Below are 12,783 nucleotides of genomic sequence, written 5' to 3'. Positions count from 1 at the left end.
TCTGGAGCCGACGTGAATACGCCCCGCGCAGGATTCCTGCTTACCCGCCACTGGCGCGACAGCGCTCAGGGCACCGAAATCATTTTCTGGCTGGCGACGGACAACGGCCCACAGCGTCTGGCATTGCCGGTCCAGGAGTCGGTAGCCTTTATTCCGCGCGACTATCAGCCGCAGGTGGAAGCGCTGCTGCGCGACGAACGTCAGGTGCGCCTGCAGCCGCTGGAGCTAAAGGATTTCCGCCGTCGTCCGGTATTCGGCCTCTATTGCCGCCAGCACCGTCAGCTGCAGCGGCTGGAGAAGCTGCTGCGCGAACAGGGCATCCCGGTCTTTGAGGCGGATATCCGGCCGCCGGAGCGTTTTCTGATGGAGCGCTTTATCACCGCGCCGGTCTGGTTCAGCGGCGAGCCGCAGGGTGACGCGCTGGTCAATGGCCGCCTGAAGCCCCATCTCGACTACCGACCGCCGCTTAAGTGGGTGTCGCTGGATATCGAGACCACCCAACACGGCGAACTCTACTGCATCGGCCTTGAAGGCTGCGGCCAGCGTCAGGTTTTTATGCTGGGGCCGCCCAACGGCGACGCCAGCGCGCTCGATTTCGAGCTGATCTATTGCGATACGCGCCCGCAGCTGCTGGAGGCGCTCAACGCCTGGTTTGCGCAGCACGATCCCGACGTGATAATCGGCTGGAACCTGGTGCAGTTCGACCTGCGTGTCCTGCAGAAACATGCCGACCGCTACGCCATCCCGCTGCGCCTGGGACGCCAGAATGCGCCGCTGGAGTGGCGCGAACACGGTTTTAAGCCCGGCGTCTTTTCTGCCAGCGCCGCTGGCCGCCTGATTATCGACGGCATCGAGGCGCTGAAATCTGCCTTCTGGACTTTTCCCTCATTCAGCCTGGAAGCGGTGTCGCAGCAGCTGCTGGGCGAAGGCAAAGCGATCGATAATCCCTGGCATCGCATGGAAGAGATCAACTGGCGCTTCGCCAACGATAAGCCGGCGCTGGCGCGTTACAACCTGAAAGACTGCGAGCTGGTGACGCGCATTTTCCATAAAACCGAGATTATGCCGTTTTTGCTGGAGCGCGCGGCGGTCAACGGCCTGGCGGTGGATCGCCACGGCGGATCGGTGGCGGCTTTTAGCCATCTCTATATTCCGCGTATGCACCGCGCAGGCTTTGTGGCACCCGGTCTCGGCGAAGTCGCGCCGGAAGCGAGCCCCGGCGGCTACGTGATGGACTCCCGCCCCGGCCTCTACGACTCGGTGCTGGTGCTGGATTACAAAAGCCTCTACCCGTCGATTATCCGCACCTTCCTGATCGATCCGGTCGGGCTGGTTGAAGGCCTGGCTCATCCGGACGACGCTGATTCAGTGCCCGGCTTTCGCGAGGCGCGCTTTTCGCGTCACACCCACTGCCTGCCCGCTATCGTCGAGCAGATCTGGCAGGGGCGCGAAGCGGCTAAAAAACAGGGCAATAAGCCGCTGTCGCAGGCGCTGAAAATTATTATGAACGCCTTTTACGGCGTGCTCGGCACCAGCGCCTGTCGCTTCTTCGATCCTCGTCTCGCCTCGTCGATTACGCTGCGCGGCCACCTTATTATGCAGCAGACGCGCGAACTGATAGAGGCGCAGGGCTACGACGTTATTTACGGCGATACCGATTCGACCTTTGTCTGGCTGAAATCGCCGCACAGCGAAGCGGAGGCGGCAGCGATCGGCCGTTCTCTGGCGCAGCAGATAAATGCGTGGTGGCGTGAGCATCTGCAGCAGCAGTACGGTCTCGCCAGCGCGCTGGAGCTGGAGTATGAAAACCACTTCTGCCGTTTCCTGATGCCGACCATTCGCGGCGCCGAACAGGGCAGCAAAAAGCGTTACGCCGGGCTGATCCGCGATGGCGCGCAGGAGCGGCTGGTATTCAAAGGCCTGGAGTCGGTACGCACCGACTGGACGCCGCTGGCGCAGCAGTTTCAGCAGGCGCTCTATGGCCGTATCTTCCGCGGCGAGCCGTGGCAGGATTACGTGCGCGACACGGTGGCGCGGCTGCTGGCGGGCGAGCTGGATGACCAGCTGATCTATAAAAAACGGCTGCGCCGTCCTCTGGCCGACTATGAGCGCAACGTGCCGCCGCACGTGCGCGCCGCGCGGCTGGCAGATGAGCAGAACCGCAAGCTGAACCGTCCTTTGCAGTATCAGAACGGCGGCTCGATCCGCTATGTGATCGCCACGGCAGGCCCTGAACCCCTGGAGGCGCGCGTCACGCCGCTTGATTACGATCACTACGTCAGCAAGCAGCTACAGCCGGTGGCCGACGGCATTTTGCCTTTCGTCGACGGCGACTTTGCTACACTGATTACTGGGCAGCTGGGGCTTTTTTGACAGGTGACGAACGGCCTGCCTTCCAGTACCATAGCGCCCTTCCTGCATCTCACCGCTCTTAAAACCTGACCAGACCTCTCTTTGTCTGGGGAAAAGGTATTGCCTGTGGCGGGGAAACATCACCAAAAACACCTTAAAAATTCGAGCTAAAAAGATATGGTTTTTACATTAGGTCAGCGCTGGATTAGTGATACGGAAAGTGAACTGGGACTCGGCACAGTCGTGGCGGCAGACGCACGCATGGTTACGCTGCTGTTTCCGGCAACGGGCGAAAATCGCCTCTATGCCCGTAACGACTCCCCGGTGACTCGCGTTATCTTTAATCCGGGCGATACGGTGACCAGCCACGAAGGCTGGCAAATGCGCGTCGATGAAGTACGCAATGAAAATGACCTGATGACCTATATCGGTACGCGTCTTGATACTGACGAAAGCGAGGTGGTGCTGCGAGAAGTGATGCTCGACAGCAAGCTGGTGTTCAGCAAACCGCAGGATCGCCTGTTCGCCGGTCAGCTCGACCGCATGGACCGCTTCGCCCTGCGCTATCGCGCCCGCAAATATCAGAGCGCCCAGTATCGCCTGCCGGTCAGCGGCCTGCGCGGCATGCGCACCAACCTGATCCCGCATCAGCTGCATATCGCCCACGACGTGGGCCGCCGTCATGCGCCGCGCGTGCTGCTGGCGGACGAAGTAGGCCTCGGCAAAACCATTGAAGCCGGCATGATTATCCAGCAGCAGCTGCTGGCCGGACGCGCCGATCGCGTCTTGATCATCGTGCCGGAAACCCTGCAGCACCAGTGGCTGGTAGAGATGCTGCGCCGCTTTAACCTGCGTTTCGCGCTGTTTGACGACGATCGCTACGCCGAGGCGCAGCACGACAGCGATAACCCCTTTGAGACCGAACAGCTGATTATCTGCTCGCTCGACTTCGTTCGTCGCAACAAGCAGCGCCTTGAACTGCTGGCGGAGGCTGAATGGGATCTGATGGTGGTCGACGAAGCGCACCATCTCGCCTGGAGCGAAGGGGAGCCGAGCCGCGAATATGCAGTTATTGAACAGCTGGCGGAACAGATCCCCGGCGTGCTGCTGCTGACCGCGACGCCGGAACAGCTGGGTATGGAGAGCCACTTCGCGCGTCTGCGTCTGCTCGACCCTGACCGCTTCCACGACTTCGCGCAGTTCCTCGAGGAACAACAGCATTTTCGTCCGATTGCCGACGCGGTCTCCTCGCTGCTGGCTGATAAAGCCATCTCGCAGGATGAGATGAATATGATCAACGATCTGGTGGGCGAAGAGGATATTGAGCCGCTTCTGCAGGTCGCCAACAGCGAGCGCGACGGCAAACTCGAGGCGCGCAAAGAGTTGATCTCTATGCTGATGGATCGCCACGGCACCAGCCGCGTGCTGTTCCGCAACACGCGTAACGGCGTGAAGGGCTTCCCGAAACGCGAGCTGCATCAGATCCGTCTGCCGCTGCCCGCTCAGTATCAGACCGCCATCAAGGTATCCGGTATTATGGGCGCCCGCAAAAGCGCGGAAGAGCGCGCGCGCGACCTGCTCTACCCTGAGCAAATTTATCAGGAGTTTGAAGGCGATAGCGGCACCTGGTGGAACTTCGACCCGCGCGTCGAGTGGCTGCTTGGCTACCTGACCAGCAACCGCAAAGAGAAAGTGCTGGTGATCTGCGCCAAAGCGGCCACCGCGCTACAGCTGGAGCAGGTGCTGCGCGAGCGCGAAGGCATCCGCGCCGCGGTATTCCACGAAGGGTTGTCGATTATCGAACGCGACCGCGCCGCCGCCTGGTTCGCCTCGGAAGAGAACGGCGCGCAGGTGCTGCTCTGCTCGGAAATTGGTTCTGAAGGGCGTAACTTCCAGTTCTCTAGCCGTCTGGTAATGTTCGATCTGCCGTTTAACCCGGATCTGCTGGAGCAGCGCATCGGTCGTCTCGATCGTATCGGTCAGGCGCACGACATTCAGATTATGGTGCCCTGGCTGGAGAAGACCGCTCAGGCGGTATTGCTGCGCTGGTATCACGAAGGACTCGACGCGTTCGAGCATACCTGCCCGACCGGCCGTACGATCTACGACAGCGTTCATCAGCAGCTGATTAACTTCCTTGCCGCGCCGGAAAACAGCGAAGGTCTGGATGAATTTATCGCCGAGTGCCGCAAACAGCACGAGTCGCTGAAGTCGCAGCTGGAGCATGGGCGCGACCGTCTGCTGGAGCTCAACTCCAACGGCGGCGAAGCGGCACAGGCGCTGGCAGCAGAGATCGCCGCGCAGGACAATGACACCGAGCTGGTGAACTTCGCGCTCAACCTGTTCGATATCGTCGGTATCAATCAGGAGGATCGCAGCGATAACCTGATCGTGCTGACGCCGTCCGATCATATGCTGGTGCCCGATTTCCCTGGCCTGCCGGAAGATGGCTGCACCATCACCTTTAACCGTGACCAGGCGCTGTCGCGCGAAGATACCCAGTTCATCACCTGGGAGCATCCGCTGATCCGCAACGGTCTGGATCTGATCCTCTCCGGCGACACCGGCAGCTGCGCACTGTCGCTGCTGAAAAACAAGGCGCTGCCGGTAGGCACGCTGCTGGTCGAAACGATCTACGTGGTAGAAGCGCAGGCACCGAAGCATCTGCAGCTGACCCGTTTTCTGCCGCCGACGCCGATCCGCATGCTGCTGGATCGCAACGGCACTAACCTGGCGGGCAAGGTCGAGTTTGAAAGCTTTAACCGTCAGCTTAATGCGGTGAATCGCCACACTGGCAGCAAGCTGGTCAACGCGGTGCAGCAGGACGTACACGCGATCCTGATGCAGGCTGAAGAGAAAGTAGTAGCGGAAGCGCAGACCCTGATCGACGCGGCGCGTGCCGAAGCGGATGAGAGGCTGGGCGCGGAGCTGTCGCGTCTTGAAGCGCTGAAGGCGGTCAACCCGAATATCCGTGAAGATGAGATTGAGGCGCTGGAGAGCAACCGTCAGCAGGTGCTGGAAAGCCTGAGCCAGGCGAACTGGCGTCTCGACGCGCTGCGCCTGATCGTGGTCACGCATCAGTAATCTCTCTCCGTCGGGGAGAGGAACCGAAGCGCAGGCGTCCCGAATCAGAGTGAGGCGGGACGCGCCTTTAACGACATTGCGATCGCGCCCTCTCATCGCGCTGGCGAAGTGAGAATATACGCAGGGGCTATTTCGCCCCTTTTCTTTGATCTATAAGCAGATATAAAAATGGAACCCTACAATCCGCCACGCGAGCCCTGGCTGCATATCCTTTATCAGGATGCGCACATTATGGTGGTCAATAAGCCGAGCGGACTGCTGTCGGTCCCTGGCCGTCTGGAAGAGCACAAAGACAGCGTAATGACGCGCATTCAGCGCGACTTCCCGCAGGCGGAGTCAGTGCATCGCCTCGATATGGCCACCAGCGGCGTGATTGCGGTGGCGCTGACCAAAACGGCGGAGCGTGAGCTGAAGCGTCAGTTTCGCGAGCGCGAACCCTCTAAACGCTACGTGGCGCGCGTCTGGGGTCATCCGGCTGCGGAAAAAGGCGTGGTGGATCTTCCACTGATTTGCGACTGGCCGAACCGGCCAAAACAGAAGGTCTGTTTTGAAACCGGCAAAGCGGCGCAGACCGAATATGAAGTGCTGGAGTATCTGGCCGACAACAGCGCGCGCGTGGCGCTGAAGCCGATTACCGGCCGTTCGCACCAGCTGCGCGTGCATATGCTGGCGCTGGGTCATCCTATTCTCGGCGACGGCTTTTACGCTCATCCTGAGGCGAAGGCGCGCGCGCCGCGTCTGCTGCTGCATGCCGAGTCGCTGACTATTACCCATCCGGCGTTCGGCAACAGCATGACGTTTCGCCAGCCAGCGGATTTTTAACCTCGCGCCTGCGGTTACTTAAATCCTTTCTCGCGGCGAATCAGATCGTAAGCCGCCTGAATCTCCTGCGCCTTCTGTTTCGCCATCTCCATCATCTCTGGCGGCAGGCCTTTCGCCACCAGCTTGTCGGGATGATGCTCGCTCATCAGCTTGCGGTAGGCGCGCTTAATGGTGGTGGCGTCATCGCTGCTTTTGACCCCCAGCACGCTACAGGCGTCTTCCAGCGTCGGCCCGCGCTGCGCCTGCTGATAACCGCCGCCCTGGCCGCCAAACTGTTGGCCACCCTCCATCATGCGCAGGAACTGATCGAACTGGATGCGCGAAATGCCCAGCTCTTCGGCAATGACGTAAAGCACCTGCCGCTCGTTCGGGTGCAGCGAACCGTCGGCGAAGGCAGCCTGAATCTGAATTTCCAGAAACATCCGAATCAGATCGAAGCGGCCGAAACAGGCGCTGCGCAGCTCGCGCAGTTTGCTGCGTAACGGATAGTCGCCCTGCTTGCCTTCGCGGAAGGCGCGCTGCGCGGCGGTACGTGCCTCGCCATGCAGCTGCATGCGATCCATTAATAAAGAAGCGATTTGAATATCGGCTTCGGTAACGCGCCCTTTCGATTTGGTCAGATGGCCCATTACCTGAAAAGTGGTCTGAAAAAACAGCGTCTGCCGGGTTTGGTTATTCGCGAACCAGGCCTGTCCTTTTGCGCTGCGAACCTTATCGATCAAATGGCCAATCAGCAGGCCGAACACAATGCCCCAAAAACCGGCGCCGGAAAGCAGCCCCAGCACCAGCCCAATAACTTTTCCCCAGTAGCGCATAAACTCCTCAATTCGCCATGCTTGCGGCTGAAAATTGCATTATCATACCTGTCATTTACCCCAGCGCCTAACGGCAACGCGGACAGACAAGGATTAACACTGGCACAACGCCGGGCAGTACGTTAGTCTCTGACCCGATTGTCGGCATGATGCCAGTTTTCATGGAATTCTCGATACCGCGTATGAATAAACGACTACCTACCCTGCTGGCCACCATGATTGGCGCAGCGATATCCAGTCAGTCTGCTCTGGCCGACGATCTTATGTCGCAGTGTATGCTGGGCGTGCCGAGCTATAATCGCCCGCTGGTCAATGGCCAGACGAACCAGCTGCCGGTCACGATTCATTCCGACGCGGCGAAGGGAAACTATCCGGACGACGCGGTATTCACCGGAAACGTAGATGTCCAGCAAGGCAACAGCCGCCTGCAGTCGGATGAAATGCAACTGCATCAGCGCCAGCAAGAGGGGCAAACCACGCCGGTACGCACCGTCGACGCGCTGGGTAATGTGCGCTATGACGACAACCAGGTCATCCTGAAAGGTCCGAAAGCCTGGTCCAACCTGAACAGTAAAGACACCAACGTCTGGAACGGTAACTACCAGATGGTGGGACGTCAGGGCCGCGGCGACGCCGATCTAATGAAGCAGCGCGCCGATAATCGCTACACCATTCTGGAAAACGGCAGCTTCACCTCCTGTCTGCCCGGCTACAACAGCTGGAGCGTAGTGGGATCGCAGGTGATCCAGGATCGCCAGGAAGAAGTGGCGGAGATCTGGAACGCGCGCTTTAAGTTAGGCTCTGTGCCAGTCTTCTACAGCCCCTATATGCAGCTGCCGATTGGCGATCGCCGCCGCTCCGGCTTCCTGATCCCCAACGCGAAATATGGCAGCAGCAAAGGGTTTGAATTTATTCTGCCCTACTACTGGAACATCGCGCCGCAGGCAGATGCCACCATTACGCCGCACTACATGTCGAAGCGCGGCATGCAGCTGGAAAACGAATTCCGCTACCTGACGCAGTTCGGCGCCGGCCTGATGGAATTTGACTATCTGCCGTCGGACGACCAGTACGATAAAGACAAAGCGGTACGCGGCATCGCGGAAGATAAAAGCAGTGACCGCTGGCTCTTCTACTGGCGCCACGCTGGCGTCTATGACCAGCACTGGCGCTTTAACGCCGACTACACCAAAGTCAGCGATCCCTACTACTTCAACGATCTCGACTCGAAATATTACAGTTCGACCGACGGCTACGCGACGCAGAAATTCAGCTTCGGCTACGCCGACACCAACTGGGACGCCACGCTCTCCAGTCGTGATTTCCAGGTCTTCGGCGACACCAGCAGTAACAACGTCTATCGCGCGCAGCCGCAGCTGGATCTGAACTTCTACCAGAACGATATGGGTCCGTTCGACGGTCGTATCTATGCGCAGGCGGTGAAGTTCACCAACGTTAACAACGACTATCCAGAAGCGACCCGTCTGCATATCGAACCGACGCTTAATCTGCCACTCTCCAACGGCTGGGCGAGTCTGGATACCGAAGCGAAGTTTCTGGCGACGCACTACCAGCAGGATTCGCTGGATTACTACAACGCGAATCTGGCGAACAACGAAAACAGCCAGAGCGGCCAGCTGAAAAGCTCGGTGAACCGCACCCTGCCGCAGTTCAAGGTCGATGGCCGACTGGTATTCGATCGCGATATGGACTGGGCGGAAGGCTATACCCAGACGCTCGAGCCGCGCGTTCAGTATCTCTATATTCCATACCGCAACCAGAGCGATATCTATCCATACGACTCGACGCTGCTGCAGACTGACTATACCGGCCTGTTCCGCGACCGCACCTATAGCGGTCTGGATCGCATCGCCTCTGCCAACGAAGTGTCGACCGGCGTGACCTCGCGTATTTATGATCAGGATCTGGTTGAACGTTTTAACGTTTCTGTGGGTCAAATCTACTCGTTTACCCCTTCACGTACCGGCGTAAACCAGACTAACAAAGAAGATGACACCGGCAGCCTGATTTGGGCCGGCGACACCTACTGGAAAGTCAGCGATCGCTGGGCGTTGCGCGGCGGGCTGCAGTACGATACCCGTCTCGATAACGTCGCGCAGGGCAATACCGTACTGGAGTATCGTCGCGACGCCGACCGCGTTGTGCAGCTGAGCTATCGCTACAGCAGTCCGGAGTATGTGGCGACCGCGCTGAACAACTCCAGCCTGGTGAACAACCCGATCTATAAAAACGGGATTTCCCAGGTCGGCGGCACCGCCAGCTGGCCCATCGCGGACGCCTGGTCAGTGGTCGGCGCGTACTACTACGATACGCGCAACAGCAAACCCGCTTCGCAGCTGGTTGGCCTGCAGTACAGCTCCTGCTGCTACGCGATCCGCGTCGGTTACGAACGTAAGATCAACGGTTGGGAAAACAACGACAGTAAGTATGACAACCAACTCTCATTCAACATTGAGCTGCGCGGTTTAAGCTCTGGTTATGGCTTAGGCACCGAGCAGATGCTGCGTCAGGGCATTATCCCTTATCAGCGCGCTTTCTGATGTTGCGATGTTTGACTGGTAATTCCCGCACTGCGGAAACAACTATGGAAAAAGTATGAAGAACTGGAGAATGCTGATTCTGGGTGTGGCGGTAGCCGCCAACACCGCGTTCGCAGCACCACAAGTGGTTGATAAAGTCGCTGCCGTTGTGAATAACGGCGTCGTTCTGGAGAGTGACGTAGACAATATGCTGCGCACCGTAAAAGCGCAGGCGCAACAGGCCGGTCAGCAGTTGCCGGACGACAAGACATTACGTCATCAGATCCTTGAACGTCAGATCATGGACAACATCATCCTGCAGATGGGTGAAAAAGCGGGCCTGCAGATCAACGATCAGCAACTCGACCAGGCAATCAGCAATATCGCCGCGCAGAACCATATGAGCCTCGACCAGCTGCGCAGCCGCCTGGCCTATGACGGCGTTAACTACAGCGACTACCGCGGACAGATCCGTAAAGAGATGCTGATCGCCGAAGTGCGCAACAATGAAGTGCGTCGTCGCGTTACTATCCTGCCGCAGGAAGTCGATACGCTGGCTACTCAGGTCGGCGCACAGAATGCCCAGGGCACCGAGCTGAACGTCAGCCAGATCCTGCTGCCGCTGCCGGAAAACCCGTCGCAGCAGCAGGTAGACGATCAGGAAGCGCTGGCTAAACAGCTGGTAGGCGAGCTGAAAGGCGGCGCGGATTTCGGCAAGCTGGCCGTGACCTACTCTGCCGATCCGCAGGCGCTGAAAGGCGGCAACATGGGCTGGGGCAAGATTGAAGAGCTGCCGACCCTGTTCGCCCAGGCGCTGTCGACCGCCAAGAAAGGCGATATTGTCGGCCCAATCCGCTCCGGCGTCGGCTTCCATATTCTGAAGGTTAACGACCTGCGCGGCGAGAGCAAAAATATCTCCGTCACTGAGGTACACGCGCGTCATATCCTGATCAAACCGTCGCCGATTCTGACCGACGCCCAGGCACGCGCGAAAGTGGAAGAGATCGCCGCGGATATCCGCAGCGGTAAAACCAGCTTCGCCGCTGCCGCCAAGCAGTTCTCTGACGATCCAGGCTCTGCCAACCAGGGCGGCGATCTGGGCTGGTCCTCGCCGGAAGCGTTCGATCCGGCGTTCCGCGACGCCCTGCTGCAGCTGCAGAAAGGCCAGACCAGCCAGCCGGTTCACTCCTCCTTCGGCTGGCACCTGATTCAGCTGCTGGATACCCGTCAGGTCGACAAGACCGATGCGGCGCAAAAAGAGCGCGCCTATCGCCTGCTGTTCAACCGCAAGTTTGCTGAAGAAGCGCAAACCTGGATGCAGGAACAGCGCGCCAGCGCCTACGTGAAGATTCTGGATGGCAATGCCCAGTAACTATCGCGTAGCGATCACTCCCGGCGAGCCCGCCGGGATTGGTCCCGATCTCACCATTCAGCTGGCCCAGCAAAACTGGCCAGTTGAGCTGGTCGTATGCGCGTCGCCACAGCTGCTGCGTGAACGCGCCGCTCAGCTCGGTTTGCCGCTGACGCTGCGCGACTATCAGCCCGGCCTTGCGCCGCAGCCGCAGCAGGCTGGCTCGCTTACGATCCTGCCTGTAGAGCTCGCTCAGCCGGTTACGCCGGGCAAACTCGATGCCGCTAACAGTCCCTACGTGCTGGCGACGCTGGCGCGCGCCTGTGACGGCTGTCTGAACGGCGAATTCGCCGCGTTGATCACCGGCCCGGTGCATAAAGGGGTGATTAACGATGCGGGCATCCCTTTTACCGGACATACCGAGTTCTTCGCCGATCGCGCCGGCGGCCATCGCGTGGTGATGATGCTGGCGACCGAAGAGCTGCGAGTCGCGCTGGCGACGACGCATCTGCCACTGAAAGATGTCTCTGCGGCGATTACCCACGCCAGCCTGCGCGAAGTCATTACCATTCTGCATCGCGATCTGCAGCAGAAGTTCGCTATCCCGCAGCCGCATATCTTTGTCTGTGGGCTTAATCCCCATGCGGGCGAGAGCGGACATATGGGACGCGAAGAGATCGACACTATTATCCCGGCGCTCGACTCCCTGCGCGAACAGGGTATTCATCTGACCGGGCCGCTTCCGGCCGATACCCTGTTCCAGCCAAAATATTTACAGCACGCCGATGCGGTGCTGGCGATGTATCACGATCAGGGTTTGCCGGTGCTAAAATTTCAGGGGTTCGGCCGCGCGGTGAATATCACGCTTGGCCTGCCCTTTATCCGTACCTCCGTTGACCACGGCACTGCGCTTGAGCTGGCCGGACTGGGTCAGGCGGAGCCGGGCAGCTTTATTACGGCGCTTAACCTCGCCATCACTATGATCAAGAGCAGTAATGAATAATCGCGTCCATCAGGGGCACTACGCCCGTAAACGTTTCGGGCAGAACTTCCTGAACGATCAGTACATTATCGATAGCATTGTCTCCGCCATTCATCCGCAGCGCAGCGAAGCGCTGGTGGAGATTGGCCCTGGCCTCGGCGCGCTGACGGAACCGGTCGGCGAACGTCTCGACGCCTTAACGGTGGTCGAGCTGGACCGTGATTTGGCTGCGCGTCTGCAGACCCATCCGTTTCTCGGCCCCAAGCTGACGATCTATCAGCAGGATGCGATGACTTTTGATTTCGCCGCGCTGGCGAAGGAAAAAGGCCAGCCGCTGCGCGTATTTGGCAACCTGCCTTACAATATTTCGACCCCGCTGATGTTTCACCTTTTCAGCTATACTGGTTCGATCAAAGATATGCACTTCATGCTGCAGAAAGAGGTGGTTAACCGCCTCGTCGCAGGCCCGGGCAGCAAGGCCTACGGCCGCCTCAGCGTGATGGCGCAATACTATTGCCAGGTTATTCCGGTGCTTGAAGTACCGCCGCACTCGTTTACGCCGCCGCCTAAAGTGGATTCGGCCGTGGTGCGCCTGGTGCCGTATGCGGAGCCGCCGCATCCGGTAAGTAATATTCGCGTACTGAGCCGCATAACTACCGAGGCCTTCGGCAAGCGCCGCAAAACCCTGCGCAATAGCCTCGGCTACCTGTTTGACGCCGGCGCGCTGGATGAGCTGGGCATCGATGCAGGTTTACGTGCGGAAAACGTGTCGGTGGCGCAATATTGTCAGTTAGCCAACTGGCTGGCGACACATCAAGTTGAACCGCTGGAGTAATG

The 12,783-nt window shown here is 59.2% G+C and carries 8 protein-coding genes; 7 read left to right on the top strand and 1 reads right to left on the bottom strand.

Translation table 11 applies throughout. The features are described from left to right. Positions 1-12 precede the first annotated feature (12 nt). The 3 genes from polB to rluA all read left to right on the top strand — a co-directional run bounded on the left by polB (position 13) and on the right by rluA (position 6,258). Entirely contained in the window at positions 13-2,373 is a 2,361-nt protein-coding gene (gene polB / locus B3797_RS15260) for a DNA polymerase II (RefSeq protein WP_311791518.1), read from the top strand. Between the two features lie 156 nt (positions 2,374-2,529). After that, positions 2,530-5,436: an RNA polymerase-associated protein RapA gene (gene rapA, locus B3797_RS15255; RefSeq protein ID WP_311783113.1), complete on the top strand. Its 2,907-nt coding sequence runs from the start codon at positions 2,530-2,532 to the stop codon at positions 5,434-5,436. 162 nt (positions 5,437-5,598) lie between these two features. Continuing rightward, positions 5,599-6,258: a bifunctional tRNA pseudouridine(32) synthase/23S rRNA pseudouridine(746) synthase RluA gene (gene rluA / locus B3797_RS15250; RefSeq protein ID WP_311791546.1), complete on the top strand. Its 660-nt coding sequence runs from the start codon at positions 5,599-5,601 to the stop codon at positions 6,256-6,258. A gap of 14 nt (positions 6,259-6,272) precedes the next feature. Here the strand turns inward: rluA and djlA are convergent, their stop codons facing one another. Continuing rightward, positions 6,273-7,073, bottom strand: a complete 801-nt coding sequence (djlA, locus tag B3797_RS15245) for a co-chaperone DjlA (RefSeq protein ID WP_311783114.1) — start codon at positions 7,071-7,073, stop codon at positions 6,273-6,275. A 182-nt stretch (positions 7,074-7,255) separates the two neighbouring features. On the opposite strand from djlA, the gene lptD reads away from it, so the two are divergent. The 4 genes from lptD to rsmA are packed head-to-tail and all read left to right on the top strand — an operon-like array spanning position 7,256 to position 12,781. Next, entirely contained in the window at positions 7,256-9,634 is a 2,379-nt protein-coding gene (gene lptD / locus B3797_RS15240; protein WP_311791517.1) for an LPS assembly protein LptD, read from the top strand. Positions 9,635-9,689: 55 nt separating this feature from the next. Continuing rightward, positions 9,690-10,985 carry a peptidylprolyl isomerase SurA gene (gene surA, locus B3797_RS15235; RefSeq protein WP_311791516.1) on the top strand — a complete coding sequence of 432 codons (1,296 nt, stop codon included), beginning with the start codon at positions 9,690-9,692 and terminating at the stop codon, positions 10,983-10,985. Then, positions 10,975-11,967 carry a 4-hydroxythreonine-4-phosphate dehydrogenase PdxA gene (gene pdxA, locus B3797_RS15230; RefSeq protein WP_311783346.1) on the top strand — a complete coding sequence of 331 codons (993 nt, stop codon included), beginning with the start codon at positions 10,975-10,977 and terminating at the stop codon, positions 11,965-11,967. The genes surA and pdxA overlap by 11 nt, the downstream gene beginning before the upstream one ends. Then, the gene (gene rsmA / locus B3797_RS15225; protein ID WP_311783117.1) at positions 11,960-12,781 is read left to right on the top strand and encodes a 16S rRNA (adenine(1518)-N(6)/adenine(1519)-N(6))-dimethyltransferase RsmA; all 822 of its coding nucleotides are present in this window, start codon (positions 11,960-11,962) and stop codon (positions 12,779-12,781) included. Before pdxA ends, rsmA begins: the two co-directional genes overlap by 8 nt. The last annotated feature ends 2 nt before the right edge of the window (positions 12,782-12,783 follow it).

It is taken from the genome of Pantoea sp. UBA5923, from assembly GCF_002431095.1.
GTDB lineage: Bacteria > Pseudomonadota > Gammaproteobacteria > Enterobacterales > Enterobacteriaceae > Pantoea > Pantoea piersonii.
The sequence above is the reverse complement of the archived record's forward strand: the minus strand, read 5'-3'. Positions and strand labels throughout refer to the sequence as shown.